Raw genomic sequence first — 14557 nt, 5'->3', positions numbered from 1 at the left:
CTGGGTGTCGGGCGCCTACCACACTCCCGGGGGTCTGCAGCCTGCCACGAAGCGGACCTTCTTTCGAGAAACTCGCCCGATCATTGCCGTGCTGGGCCTGCCCGCCCCGGTCAGCAGAAGGGGGCGATGTCGAGGTCGGTGTTTCCGGGCGCGCCGGGTGGTGGTTCGCCTTTCGCCGCCATCCGGAAGGTCGTGAAGAACTTCTTGCCGCATCGGGTCTCGGGGTCGCTCAGGACCACGTCGACCGGGTAGGTCACTCGTCCGGTGCTCTCCGCGCACGTCGGGTCGCACAGGTTGACGTAGGCGTTGCCGGTGCCCTCGGCGCGGTCGGGCCCCCACCGTGACCAGGTCATCTTCTGCAAGGCAAACTCGGACGACGAGGACAGCCACGTCTCCGACGGCCTCATCACGGCCTGCTTCGGGTCCGCGCCGGCGGCGGCTAGGTATATCGGTTCGGTGTCGCCGATGCCGGTCGAGCCGGCATAGTCCTCGACGCCGTCGGGAGCGGCGTCCAGCTGGTACGAGACGGTCCCGGCCGGCGGCTCGCGGTCGAACACCACGTATGCGACCATCGGCGCACGGCCGGCGGGGCCTGTCAGGACCGGGCGGGCGGGTTGGCTGAGGGTGATCGGCGTGTCCGTCCCGCCGGGGACGGGATCGTTGTAGACGGTGACCCACGGTGTGGCCGACGCGGCGGCGCTCTCGTTGTTGAGGATCGCCGCGCCGGTCGACCGGACGCGCAGGTAGTACGGCCCCTGCTCGTGGGTGTCGTCAAGGGTTAGCACGACCGGCTGCAGCCATCCGGTGGGCAGGCGGTCACCGGTGGTCGTGTAGGGACGTCCCGGGAGTTCCTTGATCGCCACCTGGCCGTGCCGGGCGGGAGCGGCGACCGTTGCCAGTTTCCGGGCCGGAACGATGAACATCGAGCCGTTCCCGCCGTGCTTCTTGGTGGGCAGCTCAGGCCAGGCGGCGTCACCGACGGGATACCGCTTGCCGTCGAGGACGACACCCCGGCAGCGCGCGTCGTCGTCCTCGGCATCCGCGCCGGTGCAGCGCGGGCTGTCCGGCGAGGGAGCGGTGGCAGCCCGGAACTGGGTCTGCCAGTACATCACCGGACGGTCCCCGTTCAGGGACGCCCCCTGCCAGCCCGGCGACGCGGTGGCCCGGGCGCACCAGTCGGCCTGGGTGCCGGGCCGGGAGGCCGCGACCCAGCCGATGCAGGCGGTCTGCCGGGAGCCGTCGAGAATCTGTGGCCGGCCGTCACTCCAGCGGCGCCCTTTGCTATCGACGCGGGCCTGGTCAGGGAGTTGGCTGAACCAGGACCAGTGAGCGTGGACGCACTCCGAACAGCCGGCGTGGCCGCCGACGTAGGGCGAGCCCCGCAGGCTGACCGGCAGGGCCGGGCAGCCCGACCGAAGTACGGCCAGTCTGGTGCCAGTTCTCCCACTCCTTCGTCCCGCCGTCCTTGATCGTCTGGTAGGCGTCCTCGTAGCGCAGGGCGCCGTCTTCGGCCAGGTGCCGGACGCTGCCTTTCATACTGGCGACGTCGTGGATCATGTCAGCGGCGCCGGTGCCGACGTGGTCGGGGTCGAAGTCGAACCTTTGTACGACGTCGAAGCCCAGCTCGGCGGTTCTCGCCTCGGCACCTTCCAGAGCCCAGTAGACGGACGGCCAGAACCGGACGCACTGGGCGGTCAGGCTCGACTCGCAGCGTTCGTCGGCACGGTAGTCGTCGAACCGGTACACCTGCCGGACCAGGAACGACCGGCGCAGCGACTGGCTGCTGACCCGGTAAGTCGCCGTAACGGCCTCCGCGCTGCAGGTGGCATCGCCGACGAGCACCGACGTCAGGTCGGGATCCGAGGCGATTGGCGTGGCCGACAGATGCCCGACGGTTCCGCCGAGGATCAGATACGGAACGCTCATCCTGCGCGCGACCAGCCGCGGGCCGAACCGCACGTCCGTCACGACCAATCCCTCGGTACCGCTGAACGTCGCCGTGTACGTCCATGAATCCGCCGGGTCGTCGCCCGCCGCACACGTCAGGGGACGGTCCGGCGGGACGTTGTACGGTGGCGCGGCGAGCAGTCCAAGATCCGGCTCGGCCTGCTTCGAGTCGGCTCCGGTCACCCAATCGACGACCGAGTCCCTCCACTCGGGGACAGCCACCACCACCCCGGCAACCAAGCCCGCGACCGCAGAACCGACCACCACGGCCTTGCCCTTCGCGGTGGACACCCATGAGCGCAGACCCATGACCACGATGCTAGAGCCGCAACCGGCGGCCCGCCCGCTGCTGGCCCGGTGTCAGGGCGTCCTGCGGGTGCCGAAAAGGCCATCCGTGCTGGTCAAGCCGTGAGACCGCGGTGCTGGCCGGGTCATCGTCCTACACCATCCGGGTGACGGTACTTTGCTGCGTCTGCTTGGACAGACGGGGCACGCTGTTCTGCTTGCCCTGGCCCGGACGCCTCCACTGCTAACCAGGCAAGGCCGGTCGCCCACCGATCAGCCACGAGACCCGGGAGCTGGTCCGGCGCCTGGCTCGGAGACTCCCTGATGGCGGCAGCAGAGCATCCAAGGCGAGCTTCTATAGCTGGACCATCGGGCCGGCGCGAGCACGATTCGGCGCATCGTCGCTGTCTGACGGCGCAGGCACGCGCCCCGCCGTGGCCGTACAAGCATCGGCCGCAGCCGGTAGATTCCCGCCGTTGGCCGGTCGGCGGTCGCCCCCGTTTATCCCTCGAAAACTACGTCCGATTAGTGACACCAAGTGATAAGTATTGATCGCCGTCTGGCGGCCCTTGTACAGGTCAACAGCAATTTCCGGCAACGGATGAGAAGCTTCGGACCGTCGCGGTTGGTCACAAGGGGTCGCAGGTTCAAATCCTGTCAGCCCGACCAATCTGACCAGGGGATATGCGGAATTCCGCATATCCCCTGAGATCATTTCGGGGTCATGTTGTCGCGTGGCTGTCGCAGCCGAACACAAATCTTGCAATGGCGCTCAGGCTGCCAGAGCGTCGGCCGCGTCGAGGGCCGCGCAGGTGGCGCTGACGCCGTCGTCGGCGGCGTCGCGGGTGAGATGGCCGTAGAGGTCGATCGTGGTGGCCACATTCTTGTGCCGCAGCGTCTTGGAGACTACTGCCAGTGGCGCTCCATGGCTGAGCATGATGGTGGCGGCGATGTGCCGCAGATCGTGCACCCGGATGGCTGGCAGCTCGGCGTCGGCGGTGAGGCGGCGCAGGCGGTCGAGCACGTACTGCGGGCGTAGGGGTTGCCCGTCGGGCCGGGCGAACACGAGGTCGAGGTCGTCGTAGCCGCGGGTGGCCAGTTGCTGCCGGCGGCGTTGCCGTTGCAGTGCCGCGATGGCCCGGTCGGACACTGCGACCCAGGCTCGGCTGCCCTTGGTCTTGGGCGCGTTGAACATGCTGCGGCTGTTGTCGACGCTGACCAGCGTCCATCGCACGAACAGCGCCCGCGCCGCCAAATCCACATCGGCCCAGTGCAGGCCGAGGGTCTCGCCCTTGCGTATCCCGGTGCAGATCATCAGCTCGAACAGCTCCGCCATCGGGGCGTCGACGGTGCGGCAGTACCGCAGGAACGCGCTGGCCTGGTTGGTGCTCCAGCAGGTGAGCTCAGGACGCGGCAGGCGCGGGATCTTGGCGAATCGGGCGGCGTTATGGGGCAGCCGGTGGTTGCGGCGGGCGTCGTTGAGCGCGCTCGACAGGGCCGTGACGCAGCGGCGCAACGTGACCGGACCACGGCCGGCGGCGAGCTCGCGCGAGATGAACTGGGCGACGTGCTCGTCCGCGATCGCAGCCGTCGCCGCGTTCGGCCTTTTTCGAGATGCGGCGTCAGTAACGCCAATCGACCAGCGCCCACGCGATGGGCGTCAGCCCGGCCGCCAGCGCCGCCTTGATCACATCGCCGAGCAGGAACGGGAGTAGGCCCTGGCTGATCGTCTGGCCTGCGGTCAGGTGCGCGACCGCGGCGAGCCAGGCCATGCCGGCGCCGTAGATGAGCGCCTGGCCGGCAAGCATGACCGGGATCGAGCGGCGCACCGACCGGTCGGCCTTGCGTCCGGCCAGGAAGCCGCACATTGTGCCGGCGGCGAGAAACCCGATGACGTAGCCGAACGACGCGTTGACGTAGCCGCTGCTGTGGCCGGCGAACCACGGCACGCCCAGCACGCCGGCGACGGCGTACAACGCGATGGCGGCCGCGGCCCTGCGCGCCCCGTAGGCTGTGCCGACGAGCAGGACTCCCAGCGTCTGGCCGGTGATGGGGACCGGGGTGCCGGGCATGTGCACGGCGAGCTGGGCGAGTACGCCGATGAAGCCGGCGCCGCCGGCGATCAGCGCGAGGTCACGGGCGATGGCGCCGGGGATTACGTCGGCCAGCACCCGGGGCCGGGGCTGTGGCAGGGCGGCGGAAACGGACATGCTGATCTCCCACTCTCGGGGGCGTGGATTCATGCGAAGTGGTGCGGGGAGGCGCGTTCCCAGCAGAGGATCCGGGTGCGGGTCTGCCCGTCGACGACCTGGGTGGTCCGGATCGTCATGCGCTCGCCGTCGAGTTCGGGTTCTCGGATCTGTTCGGCGCCGATCCAGTCAGGCCGGGACGAGACGTGGATCTGGTGGATCAGGTGGGCGCCGTCGATCCGCCACCGGCCGGCGTAGCCCATGAACTGGGGTGTTTGTCCCGCGGTCGTGCTCATCATGCTCACTGAGAGGTGTCCCTCCGGGGTGTAGATGAGCAGGCCGCGAGGCTGGGCGCCGAGCGGGCCCGCCAGCGTCCGGCCATCGGCGTCAGCCTGATCGAACGAGACGAGACGCCATGTCCCGACCGGATTCATCGAGGATCCCTTCTTCGTGGTGGCTGCCAGCCCTGACGGCGGCGATGCCAGGGGGCCGCCTCGGGGGAGGCAGCGGCGAGTCGCCGCGCGCGGGCCTGGGCGACGGCGAGCAGCACCGCGACGACGACGGCCGTCTCCTCGTCGTCCAGGGGCCCGTCGACGCGCAGCAGCGGTCGGTCATCGGCCATGGTCGTTCCTCCGGTCCGGCAGGCGCTGGTGGCTACTGCGGAGGGTTGCCGTGCTTGCGGTGCGGGGCGTCGACGTGCTTGGTGGCGAGCATCCGGAGCGCGTCGATCAGGACGGTCCGGGTGTCGGCGGGATCGATGACGTCGTCGATCAGGCCACGTTCCGCCGCGTAGTAGGGGTGCATGAGCTGTTCGCGGTAGTCCTGTGCGAGCTGTTTGCGGGCGAGTTCCGGGTCGTCGGCCGCGGCGATCTGCTTGCGGAAGATGACGCTGGCCGCGCCGTCGGCCCCCATGACCGCGATCTCGTTGGTGGGCCAGGCCAGGGCGAGGTCCGCGCCGACGCTGCGCGAGTCCAGGACGATGTACGCGCCGCCGTAAGCCTTGCGCAGCACCAGGGAGACCCGCGGGACGGTGGCGGTGCAGTAGGCGTACAGGAGCTTCGCACCGTGCCGGATGATGCCACCGTGCTCTTGGTCCACCCCGGGCAGGAAGCCGGGGATGTCCAGGAGCGTGACCAGCGGGATGTTGAACGCGTCGCACATCTGCACGAAGCGGGCGGCCTTCTCGCTGGCGTGGATGTCGAGCACCCCGGCCAGGTGCTGGGGCTGGCTGGCGACGAAACCCGTCAGCCGGCCGTCCAGCCGGCCGAGCGCGACGATGACGTTCGGCGCCCACTTCTCGTGGACCTCCAGGTACTCCTCGTCATCGACGATCTCGGCGAGGACCTCGCGCATGTCGTAGGGCTGCGCGCCGTCGGGCGGAACGATGCTGAGCAGCCGGTCGCAGCGCCGGTCGGCCGGGTCCGTTCCGGATGCGGCCAGGGGCAGCTCCCGGCTGTTCTGCGGCAACAGCGACAGCAGGAAACGGACCTCGGACAGGCAGCTCTGCTCGTCGTCGTAGACGAAGTGAGCGACCCCGGACGTCTCGGCGTGCACGTCGGCGCCACCGAGACCGTTGTGGTCGACCGTCTCTCCGGTGACGGCGCGCACGACGTCCGGCCCGGTGATGAACATCTGGGAGGTGTCGCGGACCATGAAGACGAAGTCGGTGAGCGCGGGGGAGTAGGCCGCCCCGCCCGCGCAGGGGCCGAGCATGACGCTGATCTGCGGGATCACCCCGGACGCCGCGGCGTTGCGCTGGAAGATACCGCCGTAGCCGGCGAGCGCGGTCACACCTTCCTGGATGCGGGCGCCGGCGCCGTCGTTGAGGGACACGATCGGCGCGCCGGCGGCCAGCGCCATGTCCATGATCTTGTGGATCTTCTGCGCGTGTGCCTCGCCGAGCGCGCCGCCGAAGATCCGGAAGTCGTGGGCGTAGACGAACACGGTACGGCCGAAGACGGTGCCCCATCCGACGATGACGCCGTCGGAGTAGGGCCGCTTGGCCTCCAGCCCGAAACCTTGGGCCCGGTGCCGGCGAAACGGCTCGACCTCGTTGAAGGACCCCTCGTCCAGCAACAGGTCGATCCGCTCGCGGGCGGTCAGCTTCCCCTTGGCGTGCTGGCGCTGGGTCGCGGCCGGATCCGGGCCCTCGCCGATCAGGCGTTTCAGAGTCGCCAGCTCGTCGATGCGGTCGGGGCCTTCCGACGTCGGCGAGCCGAGAGAGATCTCCTGCAGCGTCATGTGACCAGTCCTCCCACGGGTTCGTGTTCTCGGCGGAGCAGGCAGTCCTCGAGGAAGGCCAGCACCCGCAGGTGGTAGGCCTGGGCTGCCCAGCCCAGACTGACGTTGTGTCCGGCGGCGGGCTGCTGGTCGATGACGACCCGTGGCGCGCGGGACAGCCGGGTGTGCAGGTCGGCGAGGGCCGCGGCGTCGCAGCGCCACCAGGCCTCGTGCTCGGCGAAGGTCAACCGGATCGGCACCTCGATGCGGCCGGCGAGGTCGGCGAAGTGCTCGGGCCAGCGGAGCGCGTCCGCGGCCTCCCGGGCCGGCGCCGTCGAGAACATCCTGGCGTTCGCGCTGAACGTGCCGGACGGGTACAGGCGCAACGGGCCCCAGTTCCTGGCCGACTGCCCGCCGCCGGCGCCCGGTCGCGCCGGTGCGACGGCGTACTGGTGCCCGCACCCGGAGATGTCCGCGCCGAGCAACTCGTCGATCGCCTTGTCCCCGGCCAGGTGCAGGGCCACCTTGCCGCCGAAGGAGTGAGCGAGCAGGAACACGCCAGCGCCGATCGGGAAATGGGCCGTCACGTCGCTGAGCACCGAGGTGATCACCGCGGCCTGATCGCCGGCGGCGAGCCCGAGCGGCAACCAGGTGGACGACCGGCCGTAGCCGGGCCGGTCGATCGCCAGCACGCTGTGGCCGAACCTCGCCGCCAGGTCCAGGAAGGAGAGGCCGCCGTGCGCCTGACCGTGGAAGTACGCCGCGCTGGTGCCCGCCCCGTGCAGGGCGAGCACCAGGCTTCGGGGAACCTCGGTCTCCGGTTGGATGAACAGGCCGGAGACCGGCTGCCCGTCGGCGTTCAGCACGACCGGGCGGACCGAACCCGCGAAGCCGGCGGGGGCGAGCCGCAGATCGCCGCTCATACCCGGATCCCGGTCTCCGCATGGCGTTTGGCCAGGGCGAGCGTGGCCTGGCTGTTCGCGCTCAGCGCGTTGCGCGCGTACTCCAGGGCGGCGTCGAGGTCGGCGTCCGGGCCGAGAACGTCGCCGATCCGCTGCGTGTCGATCACGATGGTGTGCTGGGAGGACGCCTCGACGACGCCGTCGACCTCGGTGAAGCTCCAGCGCCCGGTGTGCAGCGACAGCAGAGCCGGCAGCGTCACCTGCTTGTAGACGATGCTGTACGAGGGGAACGCCACCCGGTACGACTTGGTGGTGTGCGTCGACCCGTCCGGTGACCTGGTGTCCATCTCGAGGACCTGGATCCCGGCCGGCTGCTGTTCGAAGCGCACCGCGGACACGTGTGGCAGACGCTCGATCCACCGGTCGGCGTCGTTGACGAACGCGAACGCCGCGCTCGCAGGTCCGTCGATGCGTACGGTGTCCTGGAACGACAGGGTCTTGTCCGCCGATCCGGTGTCCGCCTCGATGTTGGCTTTGAGCGCGCCGAGCTCGGTCCGCGAGTTGCGGTCGACGCTCTCGTCCACCCAGTTGAGGTTCTCCGGGCTGTCCGCCCGGTAGTCGTGCAGCAGGCGGACCTTCGTGCTGCGCTCCGACAGCGGCTCGATGATCCAGGAGCCGCCCATCTCGGCGACCGGGGTCTGGCTGACCTCCTGGCGAAACTGGATGCGCAGCCTGTCCGGGTCCAGCCGGCGCCGTGAGATCCAGCTCTTGACCTGGTCCTGCGCGGTGGCCCAGATCTGGATGCGTTCGTCCCGTTCGCTTTCCGGGAAGTGCTCGACGTGGATGGTCGGCGGGAAGATCCGCGGCCAGTTGCGTATGTCGGCAAGAAGTTGGTAGATCTTGGTTGCGGGGGCCGCGACGACGATGTCGTGTTCGGTCGTGCGGTATTCGGACAGCGGCATTTCTCGCCTTCCTCGAGTCGGGTGGATCAGAAGTTGCCCAGCCCGCCGCAGACGTTGATCGCCTGCGCGGTGATGGCGGCGGCCGCGTCGGTGACCAGGTAGCCGACCAGCCCAGCCACCTCCTGCGGGGTGGAGTAGCGGCCCAGCGGGATCTTCGCCTCGAACTTGGCCAGCACCGCCTCCTCGCTGGCGTTCCACAGCCGGGCGTAGTTGCGGCGGACCTGCTGCGCCATCGGCGTCTCGACGTATCCGGGGCAGACCGCGTTGACCGTGATCCCGGTCGGTGCCAGTTCGTTGCCCAGGGCCTTGGTGAAGCCGACGACGCCGTGTTTCGAGGCCGAGTACGGGGCGCCGAGGACTACCCCCTGCTTGCCGGCGGTGGAGGCGATGTTGACGATCCGGCCGCGGCTCTTCTCGCGCATGCCGCCGGTGTTGAGCACCTCTCTGGTGAGGCGGAAGACGCCGTTGAGGTTGGTGTCGATGACGTTGTGCCAGACCTCGTCGGGCAGGTCCGCGGTGACCCCGCCGCCGCTGATGCCGGCGCTGTTGACCAGGATGTCGACCGGTCCCCACCGGTCGACCGCGGCCTGCACGAAGTCGTGCGCGGACGCGTCGGAGCGCACGTCGACGACGCTGCCGTCGGCCTCGATCCGCTGATCGCGCAGCTGCTTGACGGTCGCCGAGACGTTCTCGTCGTTGCGGGCGCCGAGGTAGATCCGGTGACCGCTCGCGCCCAGCAGGCGAGCCACCTCTAGGCCGATTCCGCTGGTGCCGCCGGTGACGACGGCTACCCGTTGCTGCGTCATGTGTTTGTCCCCTGTTCCGTTCAGATGTGCTGCTTGAGCTGGCTATTGACCAGTTCGAGCAGCGTGCGGGGAGTGAGGGTGGCGTCCAGCACGGTCTCGTCGACGACGATCGTGTACTCGCGCTCGATGCGGCTCGCCGTCTCCAGCAGCGCCAGCGAGTCGTAGCCGAGGTCGGAGAGCTGGGCATCCAGGATGTCGGCGTCCAGGTCAGCGCCTTCCGGTGTGCCGGAGCCCTCGCTGAGGATCCGCTTGAGGTCGTCGATGGCGAAGACGCGGTCGCTCATGATGTTTCCTTCCGTTCAGGAGTGGGAGGTGATGACCATTGCCGAGTTGAAGCCGCCGTAGCCGCGAGCGAGCACCAGGGCGGTACGCAGTGAGGCCGCGCGAGGCTGGCCGGTAACCAGGTCGAGCTCGTGCTCGTCGTCCGGCTCGACGTTGACGGTGGGCGGGATGACCTGGTCCTCGAACGCCAGGAACGCGGCGGCGAGGTCCAGCGGCGCGGCGCCCGAGGTGAGCCTGCCGGTCATGGTCTTGGGCGCGGTGACCGGAACGCGTCGTGCGCCGAACACGGCGGTGATCGCCTGTGCCTCGGCCCGGTCGAGCGCCCGGACCCCGGCCGCATCGGCGAAGACCACGTCGATGTCGGACGGCCGCAGCCGGGCGTCGGCCAGAGCGCCTTCGATGGCTTTGCGCAGGCCGGGCTCCCGGCCGCTGTCCGCGGCGGCCTCGAAGGTCGCCGCGTAGCCGGTGACCTCTCCGTAGATCCGGGCGCCGCGCAGTTCGGCGGCCTCGGCGGACTCCATGACCAGCAGCGCGCCGCCCTCGCCGGGGACGTGACCGGCCGCGCGAGCGTCGAACGGCAGATAGCCGGCGTCGGGGTCCACGGCGGTGCTGACCCGCCCGGTGCCGTACAGCCCGATCCAGCCCCACGGGCACAGCGACGCGTCGATGGCGCCGGTGATCACGAGGTCGGTGCCCTTGCGGATCTGGCGGCGGGCGTGCGCGACCGCGTCGAGGCCACCGGCCTGATCGCTGACCAGCACGCCGCTGGGACCCTTCATGCCGTGCCGGATCGAGATCTGGCCGCTGTTGACCGCGTAGAACCAGGCGAAGGACTGGTAGGCGCTCACGTACCTGCCACCCCTGGCCCAGAGATTGCGCAGCTCCCGTTCGGCGAACTCGAATCCGCCGGCCGAGCTGGCGGTGATGACGCCCATGCCGAACTCGGCCCGCTCCCAGGGGCGGATCCCCGCGTTCTCGAGCGCCCAGTCGGCGGCCACCAGGGAGAGCCGGGTGACGCGGTCGGTCTGCGGCAACAACCGGGCCGCCAGAAGTTGCTCCTCGTCGAAGTCGCGGATCTCGCCGGCGAGTGTCGCGGGGTAGGAGGAGGTGTCGAAGCGGCTGATCGGTCCGATGCCGCTCTTGCCGGCGAGGGTCGCGTTCCAGAAGTTGCGGGCTCCCAGGCCGTTGGGCGCGGCCACCCCGAGCCCGGTCACCACCGCGGTCCTCATGCGGTCACCCGTTCCGGACGGGAGAGGACCATGGCGCTCTGGAAGCCGCCGAATCCGCTTCCCACGGTCAGGACGGTGTCGGTCTGCTGGGGACGGGCGATGAGGGGTACGTAGTCCAAGTCGCACTCCGGGTCGGGGTTGTGCAGATTCGCCGTGGGCGGGATGAGGCTGTTGGCCATGGCCAGCACCGAGGCGGCGATTTCGATGGAACCGATCGCGCCCAGCGAGTGACCGACCATCGACTTGATCGAGCTCACCGGGGTCCGATAGGCGTGCCGGCCGAGGCTCTTCTTGAAGGCCGCCGTCTCGTGCCGGTCGTTCTGTTTGGTGCCGGACCCGTGGGCGTTGATGTAGTCGATATCCTCGGCATTCATCCGGGCCTCGGCCAGCGCGGCCCGGATCGCCTCGGCCATCTCGGCGCCGTCCGGCCGTAGTCCCGTCATGTGGTAGGCGTTGCAGCGGTTGGCGTATCCGGCGATCTCGGCGTAGATCCGGGCGCCGCGGCGACGGGCGCTGTCCAGCTCCTCCAGGACGAACATCGCGGCGCCTTCGCCGAGGACGAAGCCGTTGCGGGTCTGGTCGAAGGGACGCGAAGCCCGGTGCGGCTCGTCGCATCGTGGTGTCGTCGCCTTGATCGCGTCGAAGCAGGCCAGCGTGATCGGTGATATCGGCGCGTCGGACGCGCCGGTGATCATGATGTCGGCCGACCCGTCGCGGATCAGCTCAGCCGCGTAGCCGACGGCGTCGATGCCGGACGTGCAACCCGACGATACGACGGTGCCGGGTCCGTGGGCGCCGATGGCGGTGGCGACCTCGGCGGTGAACGAGCTGGGGACGAAGAAGTTGTAGAAGTGCCGGTGCGCGTACGTGTGGTCGACCAGGTCGAGAGCTCCGGCGTCGCTGACGATGCGATAGTCCTGGTCGAGGCGCATCGTGGCGCCGATGGCGGTGCCGAGAGCGACACCGACGCGATACGGATCGATGTCGGCGAAGCTCATGCCGCTGTCCGCGACCGCCCCGTGGGCCGTCACCACGGCGAACTGAGCGGCCCGGTCCATCCGGGCGATCTCCCGCGGGGTCAGTCCGTGATCCTCGGGGCGGAAGTCGATCTCGGCGGCCACTCGTGATCGGAACTGGCTCGGGTCGCACAGCGTGATCGCCCGGGTGGCGGTGCGGCCCTGGGCGAGCAGGTCCCAGAACTGCTTGACGCCGACGCCGCCCGGCGCGAGAACGTCGACGCCGGTGATGACAACTCGCCGGCTCATGCCGGAGCCTCCCAGTGGTAGAACCGCTTGGCGATCTGATCGGCGGTCGAGCGCCATCGGGCCGGGTCGTACTTGTGCACGAGCGGGTCCAGGTCGGCGCAGATCTTGATGAATCGCGGGTCGGCCTGCTTCCAGGCTTGGTCGATCGTCTGGTTCCCGTCCGTGTGATCGAAGTCCTGGACGTGGAAGTAGAGATCGCGGCCGTAGCGGAACAGCTGCCGCCGGCGGGTGCCCATCTGCTGGGGGAAGTCGGTGTCGTCCAGCCCGCCGAACAGCTCGGCGACGCGCGGGACGACCGCCGGGTCCATTCGGTTGACGATCACCGTGCTGTGCAGCGCGGTCAGATCGAGTGGGGAGGCGAGCTGCCGGTGGTAGAAGCCGGTCGCGGTGGGCTGGAACGGCGTTGAGGCCACTTCCGGGTCGTAGACCTCGACATAGTCGGCGAGCGCCGCTCGCAGCGGCTCCTGCGAGGTGCTCGGGGAGTCGTCGTCGAGCACCTCGACGTAGACGTCGTAGTAGCCGTAGACCTGCCGGCGTCGCGGGCCGCCGGCCGTGCCCCGGCCGTCGAACTCACTGAGGATCTTCGCGACCTCGGGGGCCGCGAGTGGGTCCATCTTTCCTACGATCAGCGTGCTTGCCATGTCTGTTCTTCGCTTTCTCGAGTCTTTGCTGAGGCTCGGGGAACGGGTGCCGGGCGGTCCGTCGTGGACCCGCCTCACCCGTGGATCTCGCAGAGCGTGCCTCCGCCCGCCATGCTCTGGCCGACCGTGACGCGCAGGCCCGCGATGGTTCCGGCCTTGTGGGCGCGGATCGGCTGCTCCATCTTCATGGCCTCGACGACGGCGACGATCTCGCCTTCGGTGACCTGCTGGGAGTCCTCGGCCAGCACCTTGACGACGGTTCCCTGCATCGGGCAGATCAGGGCGTCGGCGGAGACGGCCGCCTTGCGCGGGCCGTCCCGGAGCATCGCCCGCCGCGGCCGCTGCTCCGGCAGCCGGGCCGGCGCGGCGATCAGCTGGGCGGGCAGCGAGACCTCGACCCGGCGGCCGCCCACCTCCGCGACGATCACATCGCGGAGGTGGGCGGGCGGGCCGCCCGAGCCGGTGGCGATCGTTTCGTACGGGTGAATGGTGTTGTTGAAATCTGTTTCGATCCACCGTGTGTGCACGCGGAACGGCTCCGCGGTGAAGTCCGGATCGGCCACGACCGCCCGGTGGAACGGCAGGGTCGTGGCGAGTCCTTCGATCCTGAACTCGGCCAGGGCCCTAGCGGCCCGTTGCAGGGCCTGCTCGCGATCCGCGCCGGTGACGATGAGTTTGGCCAGCAGCGAATCCCAGGCCGGCCCGATGACGGTTCCGGCCTCCACTCCGGAGTCGAGCCGGATGCCGGGACCCGAAGGCGGCACGAAGGCGGTGACCTGGCCGGGAGCCGGTAGGAATCCGCGCCCGGGATCCTCGCTGTTGATCCGGAACTCGATCGAATGGCCACGGGTCACCGGATCCCCGGCGCTCAAGGCCTGCCCGTCGGCGATGCGGAACTGCTCGCGGATCAGGTCGATCCCGGTGACCTCCTCGCTGACCGGATGCTCGACCTGAATGCGGGTGTTGACCTCCAGGAAGCTGATCCGGCCGTCGGGCGCGATCAGGAATTCGCACGTGGCGGCGCCGATGTAGCCGGCCTCGGCGAGGATGGCCTTGGACGCGGCGTACAGCTGTTCGGTCTGGGTGGCGCTGAGGAACGGCGCGGGCGCCTCCTCGACCAGTTTCTGGTGCCGGCGTTGCAGCGTGCAGTCCCGGGTGGAGATCACGACGACGTTTCCGTACGCGTCGGCCAGGCATTGCGTCTCCACATGCCGGGCCCGCTCCAGGTACAGCTCGACGAAGCAGTCACCGTTGCCGAATGCGGTGACCGCCTCACGTACGGCCGATTCGTAGAGCTCCGGGATCTCCTGCAGGGTGCGTGCCACGCGTAGGCCACGCCCTCCGCCGCCGGCCGCGGCCTTGATCGCGACCGGCAGTCCGGCGACCCGGCAGAAGTCCGTGACCGCGGCCGCGTCCGGCACCGGATCCTGCGTGGCCGCCACCAGGGGTGCGCCTGCGCGTGCGGCGATGCGGCGGGCCGCGACCTTGTCGCCCAGTTCGCGGATGACGTGCGGCGGTGGGCCGATCCAGTTCAGCCCGGCGTCGATGACGGCTTGGGCGAAGCCGGCGTTCTCCGACAGGAAGCCGTAGCCCGGATGGACCGCGTCGGCCCCGGACTCTGCCGCGGCGCGCAGCAACCGGGCCGGATCCAGATAGCTGGCGGCCGGGGTGTCTCCGCCCAGGGCGAAGGCCTCGTCGGCCATCCGGACGTGCGGGCTGTCCCAGTCCGGTTCGGCGTACACAGCGACGCTGGCTATCCCGGCATCACGGCACGCTCGCACGACGCGAACCGCGATCTCGCCGCGATTGGCGATGATCACCTTGCGCAT

General features: G+C 69.7%; 15 protein-coding genes. All 15 read right to left on the bottom strand.

Going from position 1 to position 14557, the window contains the following annotated elements:
- Nucleotides 1-110 precede the first annotated feature (110 nt).
- The gene (locus L3i22_RS42370; RefSeq protein ID WP_221323073.1) at nucleotides 111-1109 is read right to left on the bottom strand and encodes a hypothetical protein; all 999 of its coding nucleotides are present in this window, start codon (nucleotides 1107-1109) and stop codon (nucleotides 111-113) included.
- A 190-nt stretch (nucleotides 1110-1299) separates the two neighbouring features.
- Nucleotides 1300-2256, bottom strand: a complete 957-nt coding sequence (locus L3i22_RS42365) for a hypothetical protein (protein WP_221323072.1) — start codon at nucleotides 2254-2256, stop codon at nucleotides 1300-1302.
- A gap of 748 nt (nucleotides 2257-3004) precedes the next feature.
- On the bottom strand, nucleotides 3005-3748 hold the full coding sequence (locus L3i22_RS42360; RefSeq protein ID WP_221323071.1) for a site-specific integrase: 744 nt from the start codon (nucleotides 3746-3748) through the stop codon (nucleotides 3005-3007).
- A gap of 106 nt (nucleotides 3749-3854) precedes the next feature.
- Nucleotides 3855-4442: a biotin transporter BioY gene (locus tag L3i22_RS42355; protein WP_221323070.1), complete on the bottom strand. Its 588-nt coding sequence runs from the start codon at nucleotides 4440-4442 to the stop codon at nucleotides 3855-3857.
- Between the two features lie 29 nt (nucleotides 4443-4471).
- Nucleotides 4472-4855 carry a lipocalin-like domain-containing protein gene (locus L3i22_RS42350; RefSeq protein WP_221323069.1) on the bottom strand — a complete coding sequence of 128 codons (384 nt, stop codon included), beginning with the start codon at nucleotides 4853-4855 and terminating at the stop codon, nucleotides 4472-4474.
- Complete coding sequence (locus tag L3i22_RS42345) at nucleotides 4852-5043, bottom strand: acyl-CoA carboxylase epsilon subunit (RefSeq protein ID WP_221323068.1); 192 nt, start codon at nucleotides 5041-5043, stop codon at nucleotides 4852-4854. Before L3i22_RS42345 ends, L3i22_RS42350 begins: the two co-directional genes overlap by 4 nt.
- Nucleotides 5044-5075: 32 nt before the next feature.
- Complete coding sequence (locus tag L3i22_RS42340) at nucleotides 5076-6662, bottom strand: acyl-CoA carboxylase subunit beta (RefSeq protein WP_221323067.1); 1587 nt, start codon at nucleotides 6660-6662, stop codon at nucleotides 5076-5078.
- A complete protein-coding gene (locus L3i22_RS42335) occupies nucleotides 6659-7564 on the bottom strand; it encodes an alpha/beta hydrolase family protein (protein WP_221323066.1) in 906 nt (301 codons plus the stop codon). The genes L3i22_RS42340 and L3i22_RS42335 overlap by 4 nt, the downstream gene beginning before the upstream one ends.
- Entirely contained in the window at nucleotides 7561-8505 is a 945-nt protein-coding gene (locus L3i22_RS42330) for an aromatase/cyclase (RefSeq protein WP_221323065.1), read from the bottom strand. Before L3i22_RS42330 ends, L3i22_RS42335 begins: the two co-directional genes overlap by 4 nt.
- A 26-nt stretch (nucleotides 8506-8531) precedes the next feature.
- Nucleotides 8532-9311 carry a 3-oxoacyl-ACP reductase FabG gene (fabG, locus tag L3i22_RS42325; RefSeq protein WP_221323064.1) on the bottom strand — a complete coding sequence of 260 codons (780 nt, stop codon included), beginning with the start codon at nucleotides 9309-9311 and terminating at the stop codon, nucleotides 8532-8534.
- A 20-nt stretch (nucleotides 9312-9331) separates the two neighbouring features.
- Entirely contained in the window at nucleotides 9332-9595 is a 264-nt protein-coding gene (locus tag L3i22_RS42320; RefSeq protein WP_221323063.1) for an acyl carrier protein, read from the bottom strand.
- A 15-nt stretch (nucleotides 9596-9610) separates the two neighbouring features.
- Nucleotides 9611-10822, bottom strand: coding sequence for a ketosynthase chain-length factor (locus tag L3i22_RS42315; protein ID WP_221323062.1), 1212 nt, complete (start codon nucleotides 10820-10822; stop codon nucleotides 9611-9613).
- Nucleotides 10819-12087 carry a beta-ketoacyl synthase gene (locus L3i22_RS42310; RefSeq protein WP_221323061.1) on the bottom strand — a complete coding sequence of 423 codons (1269 nt, stop codon included), beginning with the start codon at nucleotides 12085-12087 and terminating at the stop codon, nucleotides 10819-10821. The genes L3i22_RS42315 and L3i22_RS42310 overlap by 4 nt, the downstream gene beginning before the upstream one ends.
- Nucleotides 12084-12728 carry a TcmI family type II polyketide cyclase gene (locus tag L3i22_RS54735; RefSeq protein ID WP_370644291.1) on the bottom strand — a complete coding sequence of 215 codons (645 nt, stop codon included), beginning with the start codon at nucleotides 12726-12728 and terminating at the stop codon, nucleotides 12084-12086. Before L3i22_RS54735 ends, L3i22_RS42310 begins: the two co-directional genes overlap by 4 nt.
- 74 nt (nucleotides 12729-12802) lie before the next feature.
- Nucleotides 12803-14557, bottom strand: coding sequence for a biotin carboxylase N-terminal domain-containing protein (locus tag L3i22_RS42300; RefSeq protein ID WP_221323059.1), 1755 nt, complete (start codon nucleotides 14555-14557; stop codon nucleotides 12803-12805).

The sequence above is a fragment of the Actinoplanes sp. L3-i22 genome, from assembly GCF_019704555.1.
GTDB lineage: Bacteria > Actinomycetota > Actinomycetes > Mycobacteriales > Micromonosporaceae > Actinoplanes.
The sequence above is the reverse complement of the archived record's forward strand: the minus strand, read 5'-3'. Positions and strand labels throughout refer to the sequence as shown.

What these genes read in the sequence shown, in the direction of transcription:
- L3i22_RS42300 (WP_221323059.1), bottom strand. Translation starts at nt 14,557, where the DNA reads ATGCGCAAGGTGATCATCGCCAATCGCGGCGAGATCGCGGTTCGCGTC.
- L3i22_RS54735 (WP_370644291.1), bottom strand. Translation starts at nt 12,728, where the DNA reads ATGGCAAGCACGCTGATCGTAGGAAAGATGGACCCACTCGCGGCCCCC.
- L3i22_RS42330 (WP_221323065.1), bottom strand. Translation starts at nt 8,505, where the DNA reads ATGCCGCTGTCCGAATACCGCACGACCGAACACGACATCGTCGTCGCG.
- L3i22_RS42335 (WP_221323066.1), bottom strand. Translation starts at nt 7,564, where the DNA reads ATGAGCGGCGATCTGCGGCTCGCCCCCGCCGGCTTCGCGGGTTCGGTC.
- L3i22_RS42320 (WP_221323063.1), bottom strand. Translation starts at nt 9,595, where the DNA reads ATGAGCGACCGCGTCTTCGCCATCGACGACCTCAAGCGGATCCTCAGC.
- L3i22_RS42340 (WP_221323067.1), bottom strand. Translation starts at nt 6,662, where the DNA reads ATGACGCTGCAGGAGATCTCTCTCGGCTCGCCGACGTCGGAAGGCCCC.
- L3i22_RS42355 (WP_221323070.1), bottom strand. Translation starts at nt 4,442, where the DNA reads ATGTCCGTTTCCGCCGCCCTGCCACAGCCCCGGCCCCGGGTGCTGGCC.
- L3i22_RS42370 (WP_221323073.1), bottom strand. Translation starts at nt 1,109, where the DNA reads ATGTACTGGCAGACCCAGTTCCGGGCTGCCACCGCTCCCTCGCCGGAC.
- L3i22_RS42350 (WP_221323069.1), bottom strand. Translation starts at nt 4,855, where the DNA reads ATGAATCCGGTCGGGACATGGCGTCTCGTCTCGTTCGATCAGGCTGAC.
- fabG (WP_221323064.1), bottom strand. Translation starts at nt 9,311, where the DNA reads ATGACGCAGCAACGGGTAGCCGTCGTCACCGGCGGCACCAGCGGAATC.
- L3i22_RS42310 (WP_221323061.1), bottom strand. Translation starts at nt 12,087, where the DNA reads ATGAGCCGGCGAGTTGTCATCACCGGCGTCGACGTTCTCGCGCCGGGC.
- L3i22_RS42315 (WP_221323062.1), bottom strand. Translation starts at nt 10,822, where the DNA reads ATGAGGACCGCGGTGGTGACCGGGCTCGGGGTGGCCGCGCCCAACGGC.
- L3i22_RS42345 (WP_221323068.1), bottom strand. Translation starts at nt 5,043, where the DNA reads ATGGCCGATGACCGACCGCTGCTGCGCGTCGACGGGCCCCTGGACGAC.
- L3i22_RS42365 (WP_221323072.1), bottom strand. Translation starts at nt 2,256, where the DNA reads ATGGGTCTGCGCTCATGGGTGTCCACCGCGAAGGGCAAGGCCGTGGTG.